This window comes from Streptomyces sp. NPDC002838 (assembly GCF_040295365.1).
Classification (GTDB): domain Bacteria; phylum Actinomycetota; class Actinomycetes; order Streptomycetales; family Streptomycetaceae; genus Streptomyces.
This window is the reverse complement of record NZ_JBEOVF010000003.1, coordinates 286,182-312,336: the sequence shown is the minus strand read 5'-3', so window position 1 is coordinate 312,336 and position 26,155 is coordinate 286,182. Positions and strand designations below refer to the sequence as shown.

The 26,155-nt window shown below is 72.9% G+C and carries 16 protein-coding genes; 8 read left to right on the top strand and 8 right to left on the bottom strand.

From position 1 onward, the window contains the following. Window positions 1–10 precede the first annotated feature (10 nt). Window positions 11–7,564: a non-ribosomal peptide synthetase gene (locus tag ABT063_RS06365; protein WP_351056027.1), complete on the top strand. Its 7,554-nt coding sequence runs from the start codon at window positions 11–13 to the stop codon at window positions 7,562–7,564. A 409-nt stretch (window positions 7,565–7,973) separates the two neighbouring features. Here the strand turns inward: ABT063_RS06365 and ABT063_RS06360 are convergent, their stop codons facing one another. The 4 genes from ABT063_RS06360 to ABT063_RS06345 all read right to left on the bottom strand — a co-directional run bounded on the left by ABT063_RS06360 (window position 7,974) and on the right by ABT063_RS06345 (window position 13,836). Then, on the bottom strand, window positions 7,974–10,430 hold the full coding sequence (locus ABT063_RS06360; protein WP_351056026.1) for an FtsX-like permease family protein: 2,457 nt from the start codon (window positions 10,428–10,430) through the stop codon (window positions 7,974–7,976). Beyond that, complete coding sequence (locus ABT063_RS06355) at window positions 10,424–11,161, bottom strand: ABC transporter ATP-binding protein (protein ID WP_351056025.1); 738 nt, start codon at window positions 11,159–11,161, stop codon at window positions 10,424–10,426. The genes ABT063_RS06360 and ABT063_RS06355 overlap by 7 nt, the downstream gene beginning before the upstream one ends. Before the next feature lie 162 nt (window positions 11,162–11,323). After that, a complete protein-coding gene (locus ABT063_RS06350; protein WP_351056024.1) occupies window positions 11,324–11,839 on the bottom strand; it encodes a DedA family protein in 516 nt (171 codons plus the stop codon). Window positions 11,840–11,982: 143 nt separating this feature from the next. After that, window positions 11,983–13,836: an AfsR/SARP family transcriptional regulator gene (locus tag ABT063_RS06345; protein ID WP_351056022.1), complete on the bottom strand. Its 1,854-nt coding sequence runs from the start codon at window positions 13,834–13,836 to the stop codon at window positions 11,983–11,985. A gap of 321 nt (window positions 13,837–14,157) precedes the next feature. On the opposite strand from ABT063_RS06345, the gene ABT063_RS06340 reads away from it, so the two are divergent. The 3 genes from ABT063_RS06340 (at window position 14,158) to ABT063_RS06330 (ending at window position 16,665) form a co-directional block, all read left to right on the top strand. Beyond that, a complete protein-coding gene (locus ABT063_RS06340; protein WP_351056147.1) occupies window positions 14,158–15,429 on the top strand; it encodes a sensor histidine kinase in 1,272 nt (423 codons plus the stop codon). Further along, the gene (locus ABT063_RS06335) at window positions 15,393–16,061 is read left to right on the top strand and encodes a response regulator transcription factor (RefSeq protein ID WP_351056021.1); all 669 of its coding nucleotides are present in this window, start codon (window positions 15,393–15,395) and stop codon (window positions 16,059–16,061) included. The genes ABT063_RS06340 and ABT063_RS06335 overlap by 37 nt, the downstream gene beginning before the upstream one ends. A 151-nt stretch (window positions 16,062–16,212) precedes the next feature. After that, complete coding sequence (locus tag ABT063_RS06330) at window positions 16,213–16,665, top strand: phospholipase (RefSeq protein WP_351056020.1); 453 nt, start codon at window positions 16,213–16,215, stop codon at window positions 16,663–16,665. A 29-nt stretch (window positions 16,666–16,694) separates the two neighbouring features. On the opposite strand, the gene ABT063_RS06325 is transcribed toward ABT063_RS06330, so the two are convergent. Then, window positions 16,695–17,849 carry an MFS transporter gene (locus ABT063_RS06325; protein WP_351056019.1) on the bottom strand — a complete coding sequence of 385 codons (1,155 nt, stop codon included), beginning with the start codon at window positions 17,847–17,849 and terminating at the stop codon, window positions 16,695–16,697. 76 nt (window positions 17,850–17,925) lie between these two features. Between ABT063_RS06325 and ABT063_RS06320 the strand changes: the two genes are divergently transcribed. The 3 genes from ABT063_RS06320 to ABT063_RS06310 all read left to right on the top strand — a co-directional run bounded on the left by ABT063_RS06320 (window position 17,926) and on the right by ABT063_RS06310 (window position 20,374). After that, the gene (locus ABT063_RS06320) at window positions 17,926–18,918 is read left to right on the top strand and encodes a winged helix-turn-helix domain-containing protein (protein ID WP_351056018.1); all 993 of its coding nucleotides are present in this window, start codon (window positions 17,926–17,928) and stop codon (window positions 18,916–18,918) included. 9 nt (window positions 18,919–18,927) lie between these two features. After that, window positions 18,928–19,440 (top strand): glutathione peroxidase, encoded by a 513-nt coding sequence (locus tag ABT063_RS06315; protein ID WP_351056017.1) that lies wholly within the window; start codon window positions 18,928–18,930, stop codon window positions 19,438–19,440. 70 nt (window positions 19,441–19,510) lie between these two features. Further along, window positions 19,511–20,374, top strand: coding sequence for a MerR family transcriptional regulator (locus tag ABT063_RS06310; protein ID WP_351056016.1), 864 nt, complete (start codon window positions 19,511–19,513; stop codon window positions 20,372–20,374). 134 nt (window positions 20,375–20,508) lie between these two features. On the opposite strand, the gene ABT063_RS06305 is transcribed toward ABT063_RS06310, so the two are convergent. From ABT063_RS06305 to ABT063_RS06295, 3 genes are all read right to left on the bottom strand, one after another. Continuing rightward, window positions 20,509–20,700 (bottom strand): DUF397 domain-containing protein, encoded by a 192-nt coding sequence (locus ABT063_RS06305; RefSeq protein ID WP_351056015.1) that lies wholly within the window; start codon window positions 20,698–20,700, stop codon window positions 20,509–20,511. A gap of 183 nt (window positions 20,701–20,883) precedes the next feature. Next, window positions 20,884–21,741, bottom strand: coding sequence for a helix-turn-helix domain-containing protein (locus ABT063_RS06300; RefSeq protein WP_351056014.1), 858 nt, complete (start codon window positions 21,739–21,741; stop codon window positions 20,884–20,886). A gap of 340 nt (window positions 21,742–22,081) precedes the next feature. Next, window positions 22,082–22,837 carry a GOLPH3/VPS74 family protein gene (locus ABT063_RS06295; protein WP_351056013.1) on the bottom strand — a complete coding sequence of 252 codons (756 nt, stop codon included), beginning with the start codon at window positions 22,835–22,837 and terminating at the stop codon, window positions 22,082–22,084. Between the two features lie 1,111 nt (window positions 22,838–23,948). On the opposite strand from ABT063_RS06295, the gene ABT063_RS06290 reads away from it, so the two are divergent. Further along, window positions 23,949–26,135 carry a D-alanyl-D-alanine carboxypeptidase gene (locus ABT063_RS06290; protein ID WP_502990764.1) on the top strand — a complete coding sequence of 729 codons (2,187 nt, stop codon included), beginning with the start codon at window positions 23,949–23,951 and terminating at the stop codon, window positions 26,133–26,135. Window positions 26,136–26,155 lie beyond the last annotated feature (20 nt).

The window sequence follows — 26,155 nt, the reverse complement described above, 5'->3', positions numbered from 1 at the left end:
GAGCTGACCCATGGACACCGGTTCGCCCGGGGAGAGCACGATCGAGGAGCTGCGCGCCGAACTTCTGCGGCGCAGGCTCACGGGCGGGCGGCGGCACACCGCGCCCGCCCCGACCTCCCCGGGCGGCCGCCCGGGGACGCTGCCGCTGTCCGCCGGACAGCGGCAGATGTGGTTCCACAACCGGCTGCACCCCGACAGCGACGAGTACCTCGTCACGCTGGCGCTGCGGCTGAGCGGGCCGCTCGACGTGCCGGCCCTCCGGCGTGCCTGGGACGGCATGCTGGAGCGGCACGAGATCCTGCGCACCCGCTACCGGCTGCCGGACGGTACGCCCGTGCAGGTCATCGACCCGCCCGCGGCGGGCTCCCTCGTCGTGGACGACCTCACCGGGCTCCCGGCCGCCGGCCGGGAGCCCGCCGTCGTGGAGCGCGTCGAGCACGAGGGCTCCCGTCCCATGGACCTGGAGCGGGAGTGGCCGGTGCGCGGCACGCTCCTGCGGTGCGCCGAGGACGAGCACGTACTGATCCTGATCGTGCACCACATCGCGTGCGACGCCTGGTCCACCGGCCTGTTCGCGCGGGAACTGGGCGAGCTGTACCGGCACTTCTCCTCGGGTGGCGCGGGCGATCCGCTGCCTTCCGCGACCCAGTACGCCGACTACGCGGTGTGGGAGGACGAGCGGGCCGCCCGGGGTGCGCTGGAGCCTCATCTCGCCTACTGGCGAGGTCAGTTGGCGGGGCTCGTGCCGCTCGATCTGCCGGCCGACCGCAGGCGCCCGGCCGTGCGCGGCGACGACGCGGGCACCGTCAACCGCCGTCTGCCCGACGCCCTGGCCTCCGGCGTGCGCAAGGCCGCCGAGGCGGCCGGGACCACACCGTTCTGCGTCCTGCTCACCGCCTTCCAGGTGCTGCTCTCCCGGTACACCGGCCGCGAGGACATCGCCGTGGGCACCGTCTCCTCGCTGCGGACGCGGCCCGAGTGGCAGCGGATGATGGGGTTCGGCGCCAACAGCCTCGTGATCAGATCGCGTTGGGACGCGGATCCGTCGTTCAGCCGGCTCCTGGGAAGCGTCCGGCGGACCGTGCTGGACGCCTTCGACCACCAGGACGTGCCCTTCCCCCTGCTGGCCGCGGAGCTGGAACCGGACCGCGACCTCTCCCGCACCCCGCTGTTCCAGACCCTGTTCACGCTGCGCCCGGAGACCGTCACCGACTACGGCCTGCCCGGTGTGGCGTCGGCCCCCGTCCTGCCGCCCCGGGCCCGCGCCCGCTGCGATGTGTCGCTGGTCGTCGACGAGGCCCCGGACGGCGCGCTGACCGCCCGTCTGGAGTACGCCACCGAGCTGTTCGACCAGGACACCGCCGCCCGCATGCTCGCCCAGTACCTCCGCCTGCTGGGCCAGGCCGTGGACCGCCCGGACGCCCCGCTCTCCACCCTCGACCTGCTCGACGGGACGGACCGGGCTCGGCTCACCGCACCGGCCGTCCCCCGCGAGCCGGATCCGCGTACGCTCCCCCAGGCCTTCGAGGAGCAGGTGGCCCGCACCCCGGACGCGGTCGCCGTGTCGTACGCCGGCGAGCGGCTGACCTACGCCGAACTCGACGCCCGTGCCGACCGGATCGCGCACCGGCTGCGCACGCGGGGCGCCGGTCCCGGGACCCTGGTGGGCGTCCTCCTGGACCGGGGCGTCACCCTGCTGCCCGCGCTGCTGGGCGTCCTCAAGTCCGGCGCGGCCTACGTCCCGCTCGACCCCGCCGCGCCCGGCGCCCGGCTGGAGCTGGTCCTTGAGGACACCGGCGCGCCCCTGGTGGTGACGGACTCGGCGCACAAGGGCCGGCTCCGGGGCCGGTACGCCGGCACGGCCGTCGTGCTGGATGGGGAGGAGCCCGACGCGGCGGCGCGGCCCGCGTGGGACTCCGCACCGGCCGGCCACGCCGACGGCCTCGCCTACGTCATCTACACCTCCGGCTCGACCGGCCGCCCCAAGGGCGTCGAGGTCACCCACCGCAGTGTGCTGCGGCTCATGGACACGGTCGGCGAGCACCTCCCGTACGACGCGTCCGACGTGTGGACGCTGTTCCACAGCCACGCCTTCGACGTCTCGGTGTTCGAGATGTGGGGCCCGCTGCTGCACGGCGGCCGGCTGGTCGTCGTCCCGCTCGACACCGCCCGCTCCCCCGAGGACCTGCTGGATCTGCTGGCCGAGGAGCGGGTCACGGTGCTCTGCCAGACTCCCTCCGCCTTCCGCGGGCTGGTGACGCGGGCCGCCGAGGGCGATCCGCGGATCGACCGGCTCGGCCTGCGTGCGGTCGTGTGCGGCGGCGAGCAGCTGCGGATCCACGACCTGGGCCCCTGGTGCGACCGGGTCGGCCTCGACCGCACTGCCGTCCTCAACCTGTACGGGATCACAGAGATCACCGTGCACGCCACCTGCCACCGGGTCACCCGCGCCGACGTCGACACCGGTGCCGGGAACCCCGTCGGCCACCCGCTCGCCGACCTGCGGGTCCATCTGCTCGACCCGCGCGGCAACCCCGTGCCGGCGGGCGTCCCCGGGGAGATGTACGTGAGCGGTCCGGGCGTCGCCCGCGGCTATCTGCGCCGCCCCGAGCTGACGGCCGAACGGTTCGTGCCCGACCCCTACGGCCCGCCCGGTTCGCGGATGTACCGCAGCGGCGATCTGGCCCGCCGGCGGACCGACGGCGTGCTGGAGTACCTGGGCCGGATCGACGACCAGGTGAAGATCCGCGGCTTCCGCATCGAGCCCGGCGAGATCGAGACCGTGCTCGCCGCCCACCCCGCCGTACGGCAGGCCGCCGTCGTCGCGCGCGAGGACGAGCGGGGCGACCGGCGGCTCGTGGGCTATGTCGTGCCCGTCGGGGAAGCCCCGGACACGGTGGAGCTGCGCCGTCATCTGCGCGCCGCGCTCCCCGAGTACATGGTGCCCGCGGCCCTGGTCCCGGTGGACCGGCTGCCGCTCACCCCCAACGGCAAGCTCGACCAGCGTGCCCTGCCCGCGCCCGGCGCCGAGGACGCGCGGCCGGGACGGCCCCGGACCGCGCCGCGTACCGCCGCCGAGCGGGAGTTCGGCCGGGTGTGGTGCGAGGTGCTGGGCCTGGAGCGGCTCGGTGTCGAGGAGAGCTTCTTCGACCTGGGCGGCGACTCGATCCGCGCGGTGTCCCTGGTGGGTGCGCTGCGCGAGTGCGGGTACGACGTGACGATCCGGGATGTGTTCGACCACCGTACGATCGCCGGGATGTGCGCGGCTGCCGAACTGCGGGCCCCCGCGCGCACCACGGCGGCGGTCCGGCCGTTCGAGCTGCTCGGCGCGGCGGACCGGGAGCGGCTCCCGGGCGGGCTGGCGGACGCGTACCCGATGACGCGGGCTCAGGTCGGCATGGTCATCGACATGCTCGGCCACGACCGGCACAACACCTACCAGAACGTCGCCACCACCCGGATCCGTGACACCGTGCCCTTCGCGCTGCCCGCTCTGCGGGAGGCGGCCCGCACCGTGGCGGCACGGCACGACGTGCTGCGCACCTCCTTCGACCTGCACTCCTGCTCCGTCCCCGTCCAGCTGGTGCGGCGCCCGGAGGACGCGGCCGAGGTGCCGGTCGAGGTACGGGACCTGCGCGGACTCGACGCGGACGCGGTACGGCAGGACCTGCACCGGTTCCACGACGCGGACCGGGCCCGGGTCTTCGACCTCACGAAGCCGCCGATGCTGAGGCTCACCGTCCACCTCACGGACGACGGCTGGTGGCTGTCGGCCTCGGAGTTCCACGGGATCGTGGAGGGCTGGAGCTACCACTCGCTGCTGCGGGAACTGCTGGAGTGCTACCGGAGCCTGCGCGAGTCCGGCGCCCCCGGCCCGTACCGCGATCCGGGGGTGCGCTTCGCCGACTCCGTCGCCGGCGAACTGCGCGCCCTCGCCTCGGCCGAGGCCCGCGCCTACTGGGCGGGGACGGTCGCGGAGCAGCCCGCCTTCACACTCCCGGCGGGCTGGGGCGACGCGGACCGGCCCCGTGAGGACTACTGGGAGTGGCTGCCCTTCGACGACCTCGAGGAGAAGCTGCGCGCGCTGGCCGCCGAGGCCGGTGCCTCGCTCAAGAGCGTCCTGGTGGCCGCGTACGGGACGGTGCTCGGCATGCTCGGCGGCGGGGCGCGGTTCACCGGCGGGGTCGTGGTGCACACCCGGCCGGAGACGGCGGGCGCCGACCGGATCCACGGGGTGCACCTCAACACGGTCCCCTTCGTGTTCCGCCGCCGGGAGGGCACCTGGCGCGAGCTGGTCCGGGCCGCCTTCGACCAGGAGGCACAGCTGTGGCCGCACCGCCAGTTCCCGATGCCTGAGATGCAGCAGGATGCCGGGGGCGGCCGGCTGGTGCACGTCGCGCTCAACCACGTCGACTTCGCGCGGCTGGAGAGCGACGCGGTGGACATGGACTCCGTCATGGCGCCGGGCAAGACCGAGTTCGATCTCGCGGTGACCACGGTGTCCCGGCGGATCAGCCTGAAGTCGAACACGACCGTGCTGACCCGCGACCGTGCCCGGCGGATCGCGCGGCTGTTCCGGCGAGTGCTGGAGGTGATGGCCGCCGATCCGTGCGGCAGCACGGCCGAGACGTTCCTCGAACCGGCGGAGACCGAGCTGCTGACCCGCGTCAACGACACGGTGCGCCCGGCGCCGGCGGTCTCGGTGCCGCGGTCGTTCGAGGCGACGGCCGCGCGCTGTCCGGATGCGGTCGCGGTGGTACGGGGCCGGGAGCGGGTGTCGTATGCGGAGCTGGAGGCCCGGGCCGACGGGCTGGCGCGGGTGCTGCGGCGGCGTGGCGTTGCGGCCGAGACCCGGGTGGCGGTGCTGCTGGACCGGGGGCCGGATCTGATCACGGCGCTGCTGGCCGTGTGGAAGGCGGGCGGCGCCTATGTGCCGCTCGACCCGTCGTGGCCCGCGGCCCGGGTGGCGTCGATCGTGGAGACGGCCGGTGCGGCGGTGGCGGTGACGTCGTCGGCGTATGCGGACCGGTTCGGGCCTACGGAGACGGTACTGGCCGACGGCCCCTTGGAGGCCGGCGGGGAACCGGCTCCGGCTCCGGACCGGGCGGACGGTGTCGACGACCTCGACACCCTGGCGTACGTGATCTTCACGTCCGGGTCGACGGGCCGCCCGAAGGGCGTGGAGGTGACGCACCGGAGCCTGGCCGGCCACGTGGCCTGGGCGGCGGCCGAACTTGCCTCGTGCGGCACCGGAGGCGCCCCGCTGTTCTCGTCCGTCGCCTTCGACCTGGTCGTCCCCAATCTGTGGGCGCCGCTGGTCACCGGCCAGGCGGTGCACACGGTCGCGCAGGACACCGGCCCCGCCGGCCTGGCGGAGGCATTGGCCGCCGGTGCGCCCTACAGCTTCGTCAAGCTCACCCCGGGTCATCTGGACCTGCTCGCGGAGCAGTTCACGCCCGAGCAGGCGGAGCGCCTCGCCGGGGTGCTGGTCGTCGCGGGCGAGCCGCTGCACTGGGCGACGGTCCGCCGCTGGCGCGCGCTGGCCCCGGGCATGCGCCTCGTCAACGAGTACGGGCCGACGGAGACCTGTGTGGGCGCGACGGTCCACGAGCTGCCGCAGACCCTCCCGGACGACGGGGTCGCTCCGATCGGCAGGCCCCTGCCCAACACGTCCGTGTACGTCCTCGACGCGGCCCTGCGGCGGACCCTGCCCGGTGTCCCCGGCGAGTTGTACGTCGGCGGCGCCGGCGTGGCCCGCGGATACGCCGGGCGCCCCGAGCAGACCGCCGAGCGCTTCGTCCCGGACCCCTTCGGCCCGCCGGGCTCGCGCCTGTACCGCACGGGCGACCTCGTACGGCACCTTCCCGACGGCGGCCTGGAGTTCCTCGGGCGCACCGACGACCAGGTCAAGATCCGCGGACACCGGGTCGAGCCGGGCGAGGTGCGTGCGGTGCTGGCCGGGCATCCGCTGGTGCGGGAGGCGTACGTCGCCGTACGCGAGGGGGAGATGACCGCCTATGTCGCTCCCTCGGTCCCCGGCGACATGGCCGCGTACGCGGCGCAGCGGCTGCCGGAGTACATGATCCCGGCGACGTTCACCGCGCTGCCGGCGCTGCCCCTCACGGCCAACGGCAAGGTCGACCGCACGGCCCTGCCCGCCCCTCGCCGTCGTGCGCGGACGGACGACGGCTTCGTCGCGCCGCGCACGGCGACCGAGCAGTGCGTCGCCCGCATCTGGGCCGAGGCGCTCGGCGTCGAACGCGTCGGCGTCCGGGACGGCTTCGCCGACCTCGGCGGTCATTCACTGAAGCTGATCGGGGTGATCGCCGAGGCCCGGCGCACGGGACTGCCGCTGACCCTGCGCATGCTCTACGAGTACGCCACGCTGGAGGAACTCGCGGCGGCGCTGGACGCCCTGCCGCCGAGCCCGGCCACCGAGGCCACGCCACCCGGTCCCGAGCCGGTCCGGCGATCACGTCGCCCGCTCGCCCTCGACGAGGACGGGCTGCTCACGGCCATGGAGCAGCACCATGTGCCGGGCGCGGCCGTGGCGCTCCTGCGGGACGGCGAGGTGGTCTCGGCGCGGGGCTACGGCGTCACGGCGGCCGACGGCAACGAACCGGTCACGCCCCGGACGCCGTTCCGGGTGGGCTCCCTCAGCAAGCACGTGACGACGCTGGCCGTCCTGAGCCTCGTCGGCCAAGGGGACCTCAACCTGGACGCGGACGCGGGCCGCTACCTCACGTCGTGGCGGATCCCGTCCGACTCACCTGTCACGCTACGGGACTTGATGAGCCATCAGTCAGGACTCGGCAAAGTTCCGGTCGTGCACTACCGCCCCACGGACGCGATGCCCACGGTGCCCCAGATCCTGCGCGGTCTTTCGCCCGCCGACCATCCGCCGGTCCGTGCGGAGCGCCCCGCGGGGGAGGAGTTCCGCAAGAACAGCGTCAACTTCTCGGTCCTGGAACTCCTGCTCCAGGACGTGACCGGGGAGCCCTTCCCCGACCTCGTGCGGCGCCTGGTCTTCGGCCCCCTGGGCATGACGGACAGCAGCTTCGACCAGTGGTATCCGCGGTGGGCCCCTCAACCGACGGCAGTGGGCCACCACGCGAACGGCGCCCCGATCGAGGGCGGTTGGCGCGTCCGGGCCGAGGCCGCGGCGGGTGGCCTGTGGTCCAGCGCCGCGGACCTGGCCCGGATCGCGGTGGAGATCCGCCGGGCGCGGCGGGGCGAGCCCGGCGCGCTGCTGCTGACAAGGCCGCTGGCCCAGCAGATGCTGACCGTCTGGCATCCGGGCAGCTTCTACGGCCTGGGCACGGTGGTGGACGAGACGGGCGGGGGCACGGAGTACGGGCACGGCGGACGCACGGTCGGCTTCCGGGCCGGTTCGTTCACCCGGCTCGACACCGGCGAGGGCTTCGTCGTCCTCACCAACGCCGAATCCGGCCAGGCCCTCGGCTCGTTCGTGGCGGACGCCCTGCGGCGCCGGGGCGAGGGCGCGGCGACGGCCGAGCGCTGGACGGGCCCGGACCCGGACACACCCCTGGACGACGACGCCTGACCCGCGACCACCGCCGGGTCCGGCCCGCGCGCGACGGCCGGGTGCCCCCTGTTGGGGGTGCCCGGCCGTCACGGCGTAGGCAAGACACACGGCCTCGTGCGACTACTGCCTTGCGGGGGGGGGCGGCCCCCGCCCCGGGGGTACGCCCCCGGGCCCCTGCGGGCACTGCCCGGCCCAGCCCCACTCGGACAGCGCCGACCCCGACAGGCGAGCCCGGCTCGCACGACCACCGCGCGGACGGCGGACCAATCGCGTCGTCTCCCCCCGCCCGCGTCAACGGCGGGGACGCCTGTCCAAGGCGTCCCCGCCGTCGTGTCTCCGCGCCGCGGGCCACGGGGTTGCCGCGCGACGCGGAGGGGGCGGCACCGAACGGGACGGGGGAACGGACCGCCCGGCGCCGGTCAGTGGGTCACTCCCGTACGCCTGCCAGTTCCACCGCCCTGCGGCGCAGGGAGAGGCCGGCCGGGGCGACGGCCGAGATGACGGCGAGCACCGCGCAGGCGCCCACGGCCGCGCCGAGCGTCGCCCACGGGATCTCGATCGACGTCCACACCGAGAGCAGGCCCAGCGCGCTCCACATGCCCATCAGGTTGAGCGCGGCGACCAGCGCTCCCAGCACTCCGCCGACCGTGACCACCATCAGCGCCTCGGCGCCCACCAGCCGCAGCACCTGCCACTTGGTGGCCCCGGCCAGCCGCAGCACGGCCAGGTCACGGACCCGGTCGGAGGTCGCCATGACCATGGTGTTGGCCAGGGAGATACCGGTGTAGAGGAGGGCGATGCCGAGGACCAGGAAGAAGCCCATCCGGGTCGTCCGGTTGGTCTCGGGATACGTCGCCCGCACCCACGCGTCCCGGGCGAGGACCTGCCCGCCCGGCGCCCGCACCGCGTCCCGCAGCCCGGCGGCCACGGCGGCCGTGTCGGCGCCGTCCGCGAGCCGGACGTCGACCCGGTCGACAGGGGCCGCCGGGGCGTTGCGCGGGGTGACGTAGACGCCGTTGTTGCCGGTGCCGATGGTCATGACCGCGGCGATCTTCAGGGTTTTCTTCGTGCCGTCGCCGAGCCACACGTCCACGCGCTCGCCCACGGCGTGCTTCTCCCACTCCTCGTTGACGATGATCGAGTCGTCGTCGAGGTCGCTCACCTTCCCGGCGGCGAGCGGCAGCCGGACGGTGTCCGCGAGCAGCTCCGGATCGGCGGCGCGGGCGTCGGACCTGATGAGCGCCACGCCTTCCTCCAATACGTACACGGCGCTCGACGCGGTCGCGGAGACCTCGGCGCCGGGCACGGCGCGCAGCTTCCGCAGTGTCGCCTCGTCGAAGCCGGCGTCGCCCGCCGGGGCGACCACGAAGTCGGCGGCCGTCTGCTCGCGGACCTCGGTGGCCTTCGCCTCGTTGAGGGTGGCGGTGGCGCCCAGCAGCGAGCCCGCCAGCGCGACCGTGACCAGGACGGGCGCCGCGACGGCGGCGGTGCGCCGGACGCCGGCGGCGGCGTTCTCCCGTACCAGCATCCCGGCGGCGCCCGGCAGTTGGGCGGGCAGCCAGGCGATGAGCCGGGCCAGCGGGCGCACGAGCACCGGCGCGAGCAGCGCGACCCCGGTGATCAGCAGCATCGGCCGGCTCACATAGGTCTTGCGGTGCAGCAGGTCGCTCGGGTTGCTCACCAGGGCCAGGGCCAGCGTCACGGCGGCGGTGATCAGCAGGCCGGCGCCGAACAGCCAGCGGCCCCACGTCATCGCCCGGGTGTCCACGGAGGCCTCGCGCAGCGCCTCGGTGGGGCCGGTCCGCCCGGCCCGCCAGGACGCGGCCACGACCCCGCACAACGCCACGAACAGGCCCGTCCAGAAGGCCATGTGGTACGGCCAGGTGTAGTCGCCGATGCTGAACCAGCGGGGCGCGAGGCTCTCGTCGACCGCCCACTCGGCGAGTTTCGGTGCCCCGTAGGAGCCGAGCACGCACCCGGCGGCCGAGGCGAGCACACCGACCACGAGGGCCTCCGAGAGGACCATGCGGCGGATCTGCCCCGGAGTCGCCCCGGCCGTGCGCAGCAGCCCGAACTCCCGGCGCCGCTGGGCCACAGCGAACGCGAAGGTCGACGCCACCACGAACACCGACACGAACCCGGTGACCCCGCCGGCCGTTCCGAACATGGCGTTCATCGCGGTGAGGGCCTCGCTGTCCCGGTCGGGATCGGCGTCGGCGTAGCGGCGCGCGTTCCCGGTGAGGACCTCGACACCGCCGCTGCCGCGCACCGCCTCGCGCACGGCCGCCGCGTCCGCGTCGACCACGAGCTGGACGCTGCGCGGCGACAGTTCGGCGGCCCGGGTGTCGGTGTAGAAGACGGCGTCCTCGAAGCCGAGCCCGGCGACGGTGCCGACGACCCGCACGGTGCCGGCGTCGGTCCGCACCCGGCTGCCCGGGCGGGCCCAGTCACCGCTGACGACGACCTCGTCGGCGGCCTTGGGCGCGCGTCCCGCGTCCAGCTCGTACGGCGCGAAGGCGGCGGTGGACCAGGGGTGGCCCACCAGATCGCCGGGCCCGCCCTCGGCCCGTACCTCGAACGACCGGTCCTCGACGACGGTCCCGAGGTCCCGCAGCTTCGCGACCGCGTCGTCGGGCACGGGGCGCGGCTGCGCGAGTTTCTGGGTGCGGTCGCCGATCGAGGTGGGCACCTCGAGGGTGTCCTGGCCCTTGACGACGACGGGCGCCGCCGCGAACCGCTCGGGGGCCCGGTCGGGTGCGTCCAGCGAGGACGCCAGGGCCAGCCCCATGACGGCGATCAGCGCCACGCCCAGCGAGAGGGCGACGAAGCTGCCGACGAAGGTGACCCAGCGGGTGCGCAGGGTGCGCAGGGCGGTGCTCAGCACGGCACGGCCTCCAGCTTGGTCATACGTGACGCGATGTCCTCGGCGGAGGCGCCGATGAGCTCGCCGTTGACGCGGCCGTCGACGAGGAAGACGACGCGGTCGGCGTAGGAGGCGGCGACGGGATCGTGGGTGACCATGATGATCGTCTGCCCCTCCCGGTCGACCATGCCGCGCAGCAGCGTCAGCACCTCGCGGCTGGTCTGCGAGTCGAGCGCGCCGGTCGGCTCGTCGCCGAACAGCACTTCGGGACGGGTGATCAGGGCGCGGGCCAGGGCGACCCGCTGCTGCTGGCCGCCGGACATCTCCGTCGGCCGGTGCCGCGCGCGGTCGCCGAGTCCGACCTGCTGGAGCACCTCGCGGACTGCGGCGCTCTTCGGGCGGCGGCCGGCCAGCCGCAGCGGGAGGGCGACGTTCTGCTCCGCGGTCAGCGAGGGCAGCAGGTTGAACGCCTGGAACACGAAGCCGATGCGTTCGCGGCGCAGCAGGGTCAGCTTGGTCTCGCTCAGCTTGGTCAGCTCGGTCCCGCCCACGGAGACCGAGCCCGACGTGGGCCGGTCCAGGCCCGCGGCGCACTGCAGCAGGGTCGACTTGCCGGAGCCGGACGGGCCCATCACGGCGGTGAACGTCGCCTTGGGAAAGGCGAGCGATACCTGGTCGAGGGCGGTGACGGACGTGCCGCCCGATCCGTACCGCCGGCTTACGGAGCGCAGTTGGATCGCGTCGTTGCTCATGTGTCCCAACTCGTGTCGGTGTCGGTCCTCCCGCGCACCTGGGCGGGACGGAAAACTTCGGGAAACGGCGCCTATCAGCCATTCTCGGGTCGGCCGGGGCGCCCGGGACGCCGTACCGGGTGGCAGGTGCCTGCCGTCGCATGACCCTGCCGCCGCCCGGTCTCACCCGGGCCCGGCCGGGCCCATGACGTAGCCGATCAGGACGAAGGCCGGTGCCCAGACCGCGCTGCTGAGCACGGACCAGAGCAGGTAGCGGCGCAGCGGCATCCCGGTCGCCCCGCACAGGGTCGGTACGAGGGTGCGCAGGACGGCGGTGAAGCGGCCCACGAACACCGCGCCGCCGCCCCGGCGTTCGATCAGCCCCAACGCCCGCTCGGACCACCGGTGGTGGCGCGAATTCTTCGCCATCCGGGCCATCAGCCGCCCCTGCCAGCGGCGCCCGACGGCGTACCCGGCCAGGTTGCCGAGCACGGCTCCGGCGAGCGCCGTCAGCAGGGCCGCCTCGACCGTGACGTGGCCGTGCCAGGCGAACATCCCACCCAGTACCACTGCGGTCTGACCCGGCATCAGCACGCCGACGACCGGGAGCGCCGCCTCCAGGGCGGGCAGCAGCAGCACCGCGGCGAGGATGCCGAAGCCCCCGTACACCAGCACCTGCTCAGCCAGCCATGCCGTCATCGGGCGCCGCCCCCCTCGTTTCCGTGATGACTCCACGAAACCGCGAGAGCCCCTCACGACGCAGTGCGGCAGAGACGAGACTTGGGGTAGGGCCAGACCTACCTCGCGGCGTCGGGCCGCCTCACCCGGGGGTGTGCCGTCGCTCAGCCGGCCCGCAGCAGTTCCCCCTCCGCCGGGAACTCCTCCAGGCTCGTCGCGGTGAGACGGAGCAAGGGGTGGAAGCGGTAGCAGAGCGCGCCCGTGGCGTCGATGCCGCGCGCCTCCAGCAGCGACACCTCCACCAGCCGTTCCAGGAACTCCTCGGCCGTGTCCTCGGGGACCCGGAGCAGCAGCGCGGCTCCCGCCGCGGTGAACTCCCGTCCCGCGCGTACGGCGATCCGGTGGATCAACTCCCGGTCCTGCGCCGGTCGTTGCCGGAGGGCCGCGGACAGCGTCCGCCGTACGTCGAGTGTGCCCGCCCGCAGCTCCTCGACGCGGGAGGCCGGATCGGCCAGCCGGCGGGCGACGCGCGACATCGGCCAGTGCGGGCGGGTGGCGAGCCGGGCGGCGGCGGCCCGCAGCGCGAGCGGCAGCCGCCCGCAGGCCTCGACGACCGCGTGGGCCGCCTGGGGCTCCGCGGCGATCCTCGCGCCCCCGGCGATGGTGGCGAGCAGGGCCAGCGACTCACCGGTCTCCATGGGGTCCAGTGCCACGGTCCACGAACCGGGCACCGCCGAGAGCCGGCTGCGGCTCGTCACCAGGACGGCGGCGTCGGCCGTGGCCGGCAGCAGCGGGTCCAGTTGCAGTTCGTTCGCCGCGTCGTCGAACAGGATCAGCAGCTTCCGACCCGCCGTCCGGGTCCGGTACCTGCGGACCAGGTCGTCCATCCGGGCGGGTTCGCCGTACGGCGTCAGCATGTCCTCGGCGGTGTCGCCGAGCGCCCGCAGCAGGGTGATCAGCACCTCGGCGCAGTCCGCGGCGACACCGTCGTCGTCGCACAGCCGGGCGTACAGCAGACCGTCCGGAAACTCCGCGGCCATGGCGTGCGCCACCTGGACGGCGAGCGCGGTCTTGCCGACCCCCGGCATCCCGGTGATCAGCAGCCGGCGCGGCCGGAACGCGGATCGCCGGTGCGCCGGAACGGGCGTCAACCGCCCGCACAGTTCGTCGAACTCGCGCTCCCGCCCCGAGAAGTCGGCGAGCGGAGGCGGCATCATGACGACCGGCTCGGCCGGTACCGGCCTGTCCGGCAGCGACATCGGCGCCGGCTGCGGCTGCGGCAGGGTGCCCAACTCGCCGCTCAGCACGGCCTGATAGGTGGCCGTGAGATCGGGGCCGGGGTCCACCCCGAGCTCCTCGGCGAGCACCTCGCGCCCCTCGTGGTAGGCGTGCAGCGCCTCGGCCTGCCGCGCGCACCGGTACAGCGCGGTCATCAGCTGGGCGCGCAGCCGCTCCCGTACCGGGAACTCGGCCACGAGTCCGGTGAGTTCGGAGATCAGCAGCCCATGCCGGCCGAGCGCGAGGTCCGCCTCGATCCGGTGCTCCAGGGCGCTCATCCGGACCTCCTCCAGCTGCGGCAGCTCCGCCTCCGCGAGGTAAGGCGTCACATTGGCCAGCGCCGGCCCCTGCCACAGGTCCAAGGCCCGCCGCAGGGTTTCGGCGGCCTCGCCGAACCGCCGCTCCTCCAGCGCCCGCCGCCCCACCCGCTGCAGCCGCTCGAACTCGACGACGTCGACGTGCGCCCCGTCGGCGACCAGCTGGTAGCCGGGCTGGCGGCGGACCAGGTCGACCCCGGGGCCGAGGAGCTTCCGCAGCCTCGATATGTAGGTGTAGATCTGAGCGTTCCGCGTGGCCGGCGGATCCCAGCCCCACAGCAGCTCGCTCAGTCTGTCGTCACTGACCACTCGGCCACGGGCGAGCAGCAGCACGGCGAGCACCGTGTGCACCTTGGAGCCGGACAGCGCGATGTGCCGCGCTCCGTCTCTCGCCTCGACCGGACCGAGAAGCTGGAACTCCACGTGAACTCCCCCACCTTGTTCGGCCCGGCCGCCCAGAGGCGGAGCCGCGGCCGGATCGGAACGCCGGAGCGTCGGTCTCACGCCATTGTTTGCGCCACAAGTTGGCGGAATTGCGCCTTCCTGCTGGCAGCAGTCTGCGGTGGCAAGACCTTGCAGTCTCGGCCCCGTGACCTCCGTGGGCCCGCCGCCGGGCCCGTGACCTCCGGTTCGGGTACGGGGGTGGGGCTGGCCCTACCCCCGATCCGCGCCCTGGACCGATGGCCCGCACGGCTGCGCCCTCCTACGGTGATCCCCATGCACCCTCGGAATGTGTGGCAGGCCATGTCCCGGCCGGGCTTCCTGTTGTCGGCCTGGCCCTGGCGCTCCGTCGCGTACCTGGTCACCGGCGCGGTGACCGGCGTCGCCGCCCTGGTGGCGATCGTGACGGTGGCGGCGGTCAGCGGAGCTCTCGCCATCGTCGTGGTGGGGATCCCGCTGCTCGTCGTGGTCGCCCTCAGCGGGATCCCGGTGGCCGGGGTGGAACGGCGCAGGCTGCGCCTGATCGACCACGATCCGGCGTCCGGCCAGCACCAGGAGCCGGCCGCGCCCGGGCTGTGGACCTGGGTGACCACCCGGCTGCGCGAGCAGGCGACCTGGCGGGAGCTCGGGTACGCGCTGCTGTTCGCCGGGCTGCTGTGGCCGGTCGACGCGCTGGTCATCACGGTCGCCCTGCTCTTCCCGCTGTCCATGGTCGCCACCCCGCTGCTGATGGCCACGGTCGGCGACGGCAACGAGGCGAAGGTGCTCAAGCAGTGGACGGTCACCACCTGGCCGACCGCGTTCGGCGTCGCCGTACTGGGCCTGCTCCTGCTGGTCCTGTGCGCCTACCTGCTCGGCGTCGCGGCAGGCGCCCGAGCCGAGCTGACCCGGCTGCTGATCGCCTCCCGCGAGGGCGAGCTCGGCGCCAAGGTCGTCGAACTGGCCCGCTCCCGCGTGCGGTTGGTGGACGCCTTCGAGGCGGAGCGGCGCCGCATCGAGCGCGATCTGCACGACGGCGCCCAGCAGCGGCTGGTGGCCCTGACGATGAGCCTCGGCCTGGCCCGGCTGGACGCCCCGCCGGGCCCGCTCGCCGACCAGCTCACCAAGGCCCACGAGGAGGCGGGCAAAGCGCTCGCGGAGCTGCGCGAGCTCATCCACGGCATCCACCCCAAGGTCCTCGCCGACTACGGTCTCGAGGCCGCGGTCGCCGACGCGGCGGACCGTTCCGTGGTCCCCGTGGACGTGGACCTCGAACTGCCGGGCCGGCTGCCCCAGGCGGTGGAGTCCGCGGCGTACTTCGTGGTCTGCGAGGCGCTCGCCAACGTCGCCAAGCACAGCGGTGCCGACCGTGCGCGGGTCAGCGGCGGTCACCGCGACGGCCGGCTGTCCCTCGAGGTGCGCGACGACGGCCGGGGCGGCGCGGACGCCTCGGCGGGCAGCGGGCTCACCGGTCTCGCGGACCGGGTGTCCGTTCTGGATGGCAGACTTGCCCTGTCCAGTCCGCCGGGTGGACCGACCCTGTTGCGTGTGGAGTTTCCTTGCGAGTTGACCAAGGCGGCCGATCGCTCCGTGTAGTGCTGGCCGAGGACAGCGTGCTGCTGCGCGAAGGCCTCATCGGCCTGCTCGGCCGCTGCGGCCACGAGGTGGTGGCGGCCGTCGGGGACGCGGAGGCGCTGGTCGCCGCGGTCGAGGAGCACACCCCCGACATCGTGGTGACGGACGTGCGCATGCCGCCCGGTTTCCAGGACGAGGGCCTGCACGCGGCGGTGCGGCTGCGCGAGAAGCGCCCCACGCTGCCGGTCCTGGTCCTCAGTCAGTACGTGCAACGGACGTACGCCTCCGACCTGTTGGACTCCGGCGACGGAACGGGCGTCGGCTATCTGCTCAAGGACCGGGTCGGCCAGGTCGAGGAGTTCGTGAACGCCCTGCACGAGGTCGCGGACGGCGGCACGGTCGTCGACCCCGAAGTCGTACGTCAACTGCTGCGCCGTCGGCGGGATCCGCTGGAGCGGCTCACCCCGCGCGAGCGTGAGGTGCTGGCGCTGATCGCGGAGGGCAAGTCCAACGGCGCGATCGCGAAGGAGCTGGTGGTCTCCGAGGCCGCCATCGGCAAGCACATCAGCGGCATCCTCACCAAGCTGGACCTGCCTCCGGCCGACGAGACCCACCGCAGGGTCCTGGCGGTCCTCGCCTACCTGCGGTCCTGACCCGGGCCGGGATCCCACGACCTCCTCCCACGACCTCCTCCCACGTCCGTATAGACGCGGCATGCAGGCGCGATAGCTCCGTGGCGAACGCTGCGGACTGCCCCGGCGAATCCCCGCGGGGGCAGTCCACGCCCCCACGGAGGAAGAGCCCATGCTCCGTCGCCTCGCCGCTCCGCTGGCCACCGCCGCCCTCGCCGTCACCACCGCCCTGCTGCCCGCCGCCACGGCCCAGGCCGCTCCCGCCGACAAGGCCGCGGTCCTGTCGAGCTGGACCCAGACCAGCGCCACCAGCTACAGCGCCTTCTTCGCCGCCCGCGCCAACCAGGGCACCTGGAGCGCCTACTCCTTCGACTGGTCCACCGACTCCTGCACGACCTCCCCGGACAACCCCTTCGGCTTCCCCTTCCAGAACGCCTGCGTCCGCCACGACTTCGGCTACCGCAACTACACGGCGGCCGGCGCCTTCGACGCCAACAAGTCCCGCCTGGACGACGCGTTCTACGCGGATCTGAAGCGGGTGTGCGCGGCCTACACCGGCCTCAAGAAGTCGTCGTGCGACGGCACGGCCTGGACCTACTACCAGGCGGTCGACAAGCTCGGCTGACCCAGGTGACGGCCGACGTCGATCGCCGCTCACCGCCGCAGCCCCCGCGCCAGCCACAGCGTCACCGCTACCGACGCCACCGCCATCACCGCCATCCCCGTGCCCGGCGAGGTGAGTTGGGCCACCGTACCCGCCAGGGCCGCGCTCACGCCCTGCATGGTGAGCATCCCGGCGGAGTGCAACCCGAGGGCGTGGCCTGCCAGTTCATCGGGCGTGAGGGCCATCAGCCGCTCCTGCTGGACCAGGCTCGCGCCGAACCCGACGGAGGCCACGGCGGCGGCGACGGCCGCCCAGGGCAGCGCGGGGCGCAGCGCGAAGAGCAGGTGCGGCCCGGCCAGAAGCAGGAGCAGCGGGGTGGCCAGCCGGGGGCGCAGCGCGGGCGGTACGAGGCGGCCGACGGTCACGTCGCCCACGAACATGCCCAGCGCCCCGCAGGCGAACAGCGCGCCGGCGCCGCGGGGATCGTAGGAGACGTAGAGGGACTCGCAGCCGACGACGAGCCCATTGGGGATCCACAGGCCCAGGTAGGTGAGGCGGCGGGGGCGCGAGGACCACAGGAGGGCGTTCGTGCGCCAGGTCGCCGTGACGGACGGGCGGCCCGAGGAGCGCGGCGGGCGGGCGGTCAGGCCCAGGCGGACGCCGAGGGCCGACGTGGCGTAGAGCGCCGCCGCCAGGAGCAGACAGGTACGCGGGGACAGGACCGTCAGCAGGGCGCCGCCGGTCGCGAATCCGGCGACCTGCATGAGCCCGGAAAGCATGTTGAACACCGAACGCCCCAGCAGGTAGCCGTCCTTGGAGAGGATCTCGTTCAGCAGCCCCCAGCGCACTCCCCCGCCCAGCGACGCGATCAGGCCCTGCAGGAGTACGACGCCGAAGACCGCCCCGATCGGCAGTCCGGGCAGCGCCAGCACCGCCGTACCGGCCGCGAAGGCGAGTCCGATGCCGGCCAGCGTCGCCCTCGGGGGCAGCCGGTCGGCGCCCGAGAGCAGGATGGTCGCGCCCAGCACCTGTGCCAACTGCGCCCCGAACATGCTCACCGCCGCCAGCAGCGGCGAGTCCGTCGCCCGGAACACCAGGGTGCCGAGTGCCAGACCGCCGATCGTCTGGGCCGCGGTGTGGGCGGCGGAGGAGAGGAAGAACGGGGTGAACTCCGGGGTGCGGAAGAGGTCTCGGTAGCTGCGCATGCACCGGAGTCTCCGAGCGGCCGAGGAGCGGTGGTTATTGTTTCGCGCACGCACGAAACGTCCGAAGGCGGTGCTCATGGGCTGGTGGCAGGTCAACGCCGACACCCTCGCCCACAGCCGGTTCATGCTCTCCCCGTTCGCCGAGACCTTCGCGAGCCTGAAGCTGCTGCACGCGGGAACCGGCGCCCATCCGGGCGAGGAGGCCTGGCTGCGCGCTCACCTGCCCGGCTACCGCGCGCTCCTCACGGCCGACCCGGTGACCGCGCTGCTCGTCCGCACCGGGCTCGGCAAGGCCTGGATCGCCGACTTCCTCACGCCCACTCCGCGCGACGGGGAGACCTTCGAGGAGACGGTGGCCCAGGTGCGCGCGACCGGCCCCGAAGAGGCCCGGGCCAACCTCCGCGTCTCCCTCGCCGGACCGCTCCCCGCCGCCCTGGACCGGGACGACCTGCCCGAACGGGCGGCCGCGCTCCTGGCATACGTCTGGACCGAGGCCGTACGGCCGTACTGGGACCGGCGTCGGCGCGTCCTGGAGGCGGACGTGGTCGCCCGGACCGCGCAGGTGAGCCGGGGCGGCTGGGCGGCGGTGCTGGACTCCCTGCGGCCGGGACGGACCCGCTGGCTCGGCGACAACCGGCTCCAGATCAACCTCCACGAGTACCCGCCCCGCGAGATCTCCGGCGCCGAACTCGTCTTCGTGCCGGTCACGCCGAAGGGCGGGTGGGTGTCCTGGGAGGAGCCCGAGCGGTACGCGGTCGTCTACCCGTGCGCGGGCACGCTCGCCGACCCCGGCGGCCGGACCGTCCCGGCGAGCCTCGGCACGCTGCTCGGCACCGCACGCGCCGGAGTGCTCCTCCTCCTCGAAACGCCCATGAGCACGACGCAGCTCGTCGCCGTGACCGGGCAGGCGCTCGGCTCGGTCGGACGGCATCTGAAGGTGCTGCTGGACGCGGGGCTGGTGGAGCGGCGGCGGGCGGGGCGGGCGGTGCTGTACTCGCGGACGGCGGCGGGCGAGGTCCTCGTGGCAGCGTCACACCCCGGTCAGGGAGATGTCGGTCCCCGGAACTAGCATCCGAACATGACGACTACAGACAACAACGGTGTTTCCCCCCTCGACGTCGAGATCAACACCCTCCAGGGCGGCCCCGCGGACCTCGCGCAGTACGCCGGCCAGGCCGTGCTCGTCGTGAACGTGGCCTCCAAGTGCGGCCTGACCCCGCAGTACACGGGGCTCGAGCGGCTGCACGAGCAGTACGCCGGGCGCGGGTTCACCGTGCTCGGGGTGCCCTGCAACCAGTTCCTCGGGCAGGAGCCCGGCAGCGCCGAGGAGATCGCCGAGTTCTGCTCGGCGACGTACGGCGTGACCTTCCCGATGACCGAGAAGGTCGAGGTGAACGGGGAGGGCCGGCACGCGCTGTACGAGCGCCTGGTCGGCTTCGCCGACGCCGAGGGGCACAGCGGCGACATCCGCTGGAACTTCGAGAAGTTCCTGATCGGCCGGGACGGCGAGGTCGTCGCCCGCTTCTCGCCGCAGACCGAGCCGGAGGCGGCGGAGGTCGTGGCGGCCGTCGAGGGTCAGCTGGCGGGTTGACCTTGCCCCTGGGGCAGGGCTGAACGTCCTTCGCACCGGGCGGAAGAGCCGCCCGGTGACGGAGGATGACATGGTGGAAGTTCCGGACGAAGAGCTGCTCACCATCGGCGCGTTCGCCGCGCGGGCCAGGCTGTCGGCCAAGGCGCTGCGGCTGTACGACCGCCTCGGACTGCTGGCCCCGGCGCATGTCGACGAGGTCAGCGGCTACCGCCACTACCGCGTCGGCCAGATCGAACGCGCCCGTCTGGTGGCGCTCCTGCGCCAACTGGACATGCCGCTCGCGCGGATCGCCGAGGTCGTCGAGGCGCCGGACGGGGCCGCGGCAGCCGACCGGCTCGACGCGTACTGGGCGGACGTGGAGGCGCGGTTCGCGGGGCAGCGGACGCTCGCCGAGTACCTCCGTGGACGACTGTCGGGGAGGAGCTCCGAGATGTACGGGAAGTTCGTGGTCGAGACGGTGGACGTGCCCGAGCAGGTGTTGATCACCGAGACGCGGCATGTGCTGGCGGGCGAGCTGCCGGCGTGGATCGGCGCGTCGCTGGGGCGTCTGGAGGAGGGGGCGCGGGAATGCGGCGGCATCACAGCGGCGCCGTTCGTCGTGTACCACTCCGATGTGTCGATGGAGAGCGACGGACCGGCCGAGTCGTGCATGCCGGTGGCCGACGAGGCCGCGGCACGGGCGTGGGCGGAGAAGCGGGGCCGGGCCCGGGGCACGGCCGTACGGGTGGAGTCGGCCGGGCGGCTGGCGTACACCCGGGTCACCAAGGCGCAGGTGGCGCATCCCCAGATCCTGGCCGCGTTCGAGGCGGTGGAGGAGTGGATGGCGGCCCAGGGGCTGAAGCCGACGGGCCCGTGCCGCGAGGTGTACTTCGCGGACTGGGACGCGGCGGGGGCGGAGGATCCGGTGTGTGACGTGGCGTTTCCGGTGAGCTGATGGGTCTCTAGGGACGGTCCGGGCACAAGCCGAGCCCTCTCGGCAAGGACGGCGGCTGGTCGAGAGGGCTCTTCCCGTGGTGCTTGTGCAGTTGTCGGTTGTGGACTGGGGCGAGGATCAGGAAGACCTTCCCCTCACTCCTTGACCGATGCCACGAAGGCGTTCCACGCGTCGGTGGGGAACGCAATGAAAGGCCCCTCGGGGACCTTGGAGTCACGCACGGCCAGCTGTGAGTGCGTAGGAGACTTGACCTCCACGCACGCACCACCTCCGTTGGTGTACGAGGAACTCGTCCACGTTTCCGTGGCACCCTGCAGAATTGCCATGTTTGCTCCGGTAGCCAGTTGCACGGTTTCCGCCAACACCGTTGATCGGTTGGCGTGATCGACGCTACTCGCCGACTTCCTCATTCGGAGCAGTCATTCACTCGACTGGATGGCATATTCCAGGCAGGTCTTCCAGTCGGGCATATAAGGGGTGTAGCATCCGGCGCTTCTCCGGAACACGGCTCAGCGCGCGTACTCCTTCGCGACGTCTTCGATGAGCTGGCGCGACTGTTCCACGTTCAGTGCCTGGGCCCGCAGGTGCTCGTACATCACCGTGTACTTCTGCACGTCGTGCGGCTTCTCCAGATACAGGTCGCTGGTCACGCCCTCGATGTACACGACGCTGGAGTCGGCCGCGTCGGAGAACTCCAAAATCGAGTACTGGCCGTTGAGACCGGGATGCGCACCGACGTCGAACGGCAGCACCTGCACGGTGATGTGCGGCGCCTGGGACATCTCGGCGACGTGCTCCAACTGCTCCCGCATCACCTGCCGGCTCCCGACGAGCCGACGCAGCGAGGCCTCGTCCAGCACGACCCACAGGCGCAGCGGGTTCTTCTCGGCGGTGATGCGGTCCTGCCGCCGCAGCCGTACCTGGACGCGCTTGTCGATCTCCGGCTCCGACGTCTCCGGCGATCCGCCCCGGATGATGGCCTCGGCATAGGCGCGGGTCTGCAACAGCCCGGTGATGATCTGGGGTTCGTACACCCGCAGCGACTCGGCGTCCGTCTCCAGCCCGATGTAGACGCTGTACGGGATGTCCCCGAAGGCGTGCCACCAGCCCTGCTGGCGCGAGTCCTTGGCCATCTGCATCAGCGACTCGACGATGCGCTGGTCCTCGACCTCGTAGACCCCGCACAGGTCGCGGACGTCACGCTGGCTGATGCTGCGCCGGCCGTTCTCCAGCCGGCTGATCTTCGACTGCGACACCAGCAGTCTCTCCGCCACTTCCTCGGCCGTCATGCCCTTGACCTCGCGGAGCCGGCGCAACTCCTGGCCCAGCCGGCGTCGCCTGACGGTGGGATTGACATTGGACGCCACGGGACGTGCACCTCCGGCTGCGTGCCTCGTACTTACCACTTTGTGTATCTGCTGTTGAGCAGACTGCCACCAAGGTGCTTACTACCGCTGGGAAACAGTGGATATGCGCTGTGTTCATGCCGCATAAAGGCGCGACACAAGGGCGCGCGGGGCGACGGGACCGCGTCGTCGTCCGGACGTACGGTCCTGTCGCCCCGCGCGGACCAGCGGCTCCCGTACCGGGTCTCTGGGGACTGCGGCGCGGCGCTCGGTGGAGCGTGGTGCGTGGTGGTGCGTGTGCGTGGTGCGGTCGTGCTGCTTTTTGGCCCTGCTTCGGTGCTGTGTGCCGTGGGACCGCGGCTCAGTGGGCCACGGCGCGCGCCATGGATCCGCGGCGCGGTTGCATCGGAACGCCGCGTGCGGGTTCCGGTGCGGGCCTGGCTCCGGGGGCGGCCTGACGGCCGGCCGGTGCCGGGCTGCGGCGCGGCTGGGCCGCCACGCCGTTCTGAACGTCCATCACGGCGTGCGCCACGAGGCCGCCCATGGGGTCGTGCCGGATCAGATCCCTGAGCCGGGAGCGGGAGGACCGCCCCTCGTTCCCGGGATACAGATGCTTGCCGAGGCCGACCGCGTGCGCCAGTGCGGCGAGTGCGGCCGTCCGCGGGTCCGGCGGCACGCCGGTGCGGATCGCGGAGTCCAGCCGGGCCCTGATCTCCCGGCTGATTTCCGTGTCCGTCGCCTGGTAGCGCGTCGTCGGCAGCACTCCGCACATCTGGCCCGCCACGGCATGCACCATGCCGCACCGCTCCAGATGCGAGAGGTAGGTCTGGCGCAGCCCCAGCCGGGGTCCGCCAATCCAGTTCACCGCGCGTACGGGAGCGCCACGCCTTCGCAGCAACTCCAACGCGCAGTCCAAAGTTGGATCTCCTGTCGGCCGTGGCACCACCACGGCGATACGATCCCCGTCTGGGGCTATCCGTCCGGCCAACGCCAGCTCCACTAGCTGTGCTCCGGCCAGACCGAGGTCGAGCGACTGCGGCTGTGCAGTGGTACCCGTGGCCGGGTCCAGTGCCAGCAGCAGAAGCTCCTCCGGAATTGTTCTGCGGCTCCTGCCCATCCATGCCTCCCCGCGTGGATGAATGACAGGGTGACCCCTCTCACATTGGTCTGTCGAGGGTGCGTGACCTGTTTGTAAGGGAACCGGCAGGTATGTCGTTCTCGTCTACCGCTTGAGTTCGGTCCGCACACAGGACACTGGTACATGGTTCGGACACTGCGGGGGAGCGGTGTTCCGAGCGTCGGTTCACGGTTCGATAGGCCACACGGACACGGATGGCGTGTGGCACATGGAGGAGGCATCGGTGGCGGGCGAGTCCCCCGACAGGTCGAAGCAGCGCGAGTCGTCGGCAGAACCGACGTCGGGGAGCGCGGGTCCGGTTCCCGAAGCCAGGAGCGAGTCCCCCGACCACCGCGACCCCCGGCTCGCGGTGGCCCGCGAATCCGACCCCTCCACGACGCGCGGCGGCGTCGACACGGCGACGAGGGTCTTCTCGGTACGAGACCTCGCCACGGATCGGGAGACGACACCGCAGGACGCCACGGGGGCGCAGAGGGGCCCGCAGGAGGCCACGGGGTCGGAGACGGCACAGGACGCCACCCAGGACGCCACAGGGGCGGAGACGGGCGCACAGGGCACCGCCGGGGCGCCGTCGAAGAGCGCTGCGGGGCCGGACGCCGGTGCGGCCGGCGCGCGGGATGCGGCGGAGACCGCGAAGGACGCCGCCGAGCCGGAGGACGGCAAGGCGACTGGCCAGGACACGGCGGAGCCGCAGGCCGACGAGACCGCCGGTCGGGATGCGGCGGAGCCCACTGCCGAAGACGCACCCAAGGACGCCGCCGAACAGGACACCGTAGAACCGCAGACCGACGAGACCGCCGGTCGGGATGGAGCAGAGCCCACTGCCGACGCTGCGACCGAAGCCGCCGCCCGGCCCGAGGCCGACGAGACCGCCGGTCGGGATGCGGCGGAGCCCACCGCCGAAGACGCACCCAAGGACGCCGCCGAACAGGACACCGTAGAACCGCAGACCGACGAGACCGCCGGTCGGGACGGAGCAGAGCCCGCAGCCGACGCTGCGGCCGAAGCCGCCGCCGGGCCGGAGGCCGACGAGATCACCGGGCAGGATGCTGGGACAGACGCCGGGCAGGACACGGCAGACTCCCCCGCCGTGACGGCCGCACAGGCCGACACAGAGACGCGGGGCGAAGAGGCAGCCCAGGACGCCGTAGACCCGCAGGCAGACGAGACCGCCGGACAAGACACGGCGAAGACCACTGCCGAAGACGCACCCAAGGACACCGCCCAGGCGGAAGCCGACGAGACCACCGAGCAGGACACCGCCGACTCCCCCGCCAGGACCACCGCACAGACCGACACAGAGACGCGGGGCGAAGAGGCAACCCAGGACGCCGAAGACCCGCAGGACGAGGGCGCCGACGCGAAGGGGGCCGTCGGGGAGGACGCCTCCGGTGCGGATGGCGACGTTCGGCTTCGGGACGCCGTGGCCGCGTGGGTGGCATCGGCGGACGACGAGCCCGATGCGGATACCGGTGACGCCGGTGAGGGGAAGGCCACGGGGGGCGAGGAGCCCGCGCGAGCCGACGCCGAGGCCGAGTCGGACGCCGAGTCCCAGTCTGACGCTGAGACAGAGACCGGCACCGACACCGACGCCCCCAAGACGCCCGCCTCTGCAGACGCAAAGGCCTCCGACGCCGAGCCCGACGACAAGCCCTCCACCCCCGACAAGCCCTCCGTAGACCAGCCCACCACCACCTTCAAAGCCGTACGGCCCCCCGCGCCCGCCGTGGACCAGCCGACGACCATGCTGAAGCTGGGCGATGCCGCCAAGGGCGCCAAGGACGGCGAAGACGGCGGCAAGTCCGAGGGCGACGTCGAGCGCACCAGCAAGTTCGTCGCGCTCAAGCCCCTCGACGACCCGTCGACGCGGAAACCCGCCGATGCCACGACCGCGTTGCCGCAGGTGTCGCAGGCGTCGCAGACCAAGGCCCCCGCCGACGCCACCGCCCCCTTCCCGCAGGTCGGGCCGGAGCGGACCACTCAGCAGCCGTTGCCGCCGAAGCCGCCGCTGGATCTGCTGGCGGAGCTGACGAACACGCCGCCGCCCCCGGAGACCCCGGTCCGCACGCTCGTCCGCCGGGTCAAGATCTGGACCCCGCTGGTACTGCTGCTCGCGGTCGCCTTTGCGATCGTGCAGGCCGTACGCCCCCTGCCGACCCCCTCGCTCGAGCTCACCGCCGAGGACAGCTACACCTTCGAGGGCAACAAGGTCGACATCCCGTGGCCGTCCGACGGACAGGCCGCGCTCGACGTGCAGGGCATCGGCACGTTCGGCTCGTCCGGCGAGCAGAAGGCCGTGCCGATCGCCAGTGTCGCCAAGGTCATGACGGCGTACCTCATCCTGCGCGACCATCCGCTGAAGAGCGGCGCCGCCGGTCCGAAGATCCAGATCGACCAGGCGGCCGAGGACCAGTCGGACGCCGGCCAGGAGTCGACCGTCGACGTGACCAAGGGCGACACCATCTCCCAGCGCGAGGCCCTGGAAAGCATCCTGATCGCGTCCGCGAACAACGTGGCGCGACTGCTCGCCCGTTGGGACGCAGGGTCCGAGAAGTCGTTCGTCGAGAAGATGAACGCCGCGGCCGACGACCTCGGCATGACCAACACCACCTACACCGACCCCTCGGGCCTCAACAACACGACCGTCAGCACGGCCGTGGACCAGGTGAAGCTGGCCAAGGCGGCGATGAAGCAGCCCGCCTTCCGCGAGGTCGCCACGATGATGTCGTACGTCGACTACAAGGACGTCAAGCACAACAACTGGAACCAGCTGGTCGGCTACAACGACGTCGTCGGCATCAAGACCGGCACCACCACCTCCGCCCTCGGCAACCTCGTCTTCGCGGCGAAGAAGGAGGTCGGCGGCGAGACGCGCACCATCGTCGGCGCCGTGGTGCGCCAGCCCGCGGGCGGCTCGGACAACACCATCCTCCAGGGCGCCCTATCCGCGGGCGACAGGCTGATCCGGGCCGCGCAGGACGCGCTGGGCTCCGCGACCATCCTGAAGAAGGGCGACGTCGTCGGGTACGCCGACGACGGCCTCGGCGGCCGTACCCCGGTCGTCGTCACGAAGGACGTCTCCGCCGTCGGCTGGTCGGGCCTGACCGTCAAGCTGACGTTCGCGGCCGACGACCTGCCGCACACGGCGAAGGCCGGCACCCCGGTGGGCTCGCTCACCGTCGGCGACGGCTCCGGCAGCGCGGTCAAGGTCCCGGTCGCCCTGCAGAAGGACCTCGTGGAGCCGGGCTTCACGGACAAGTTGACGCGCCTCGGCTGATACGGGCCGCGAAGTGACCG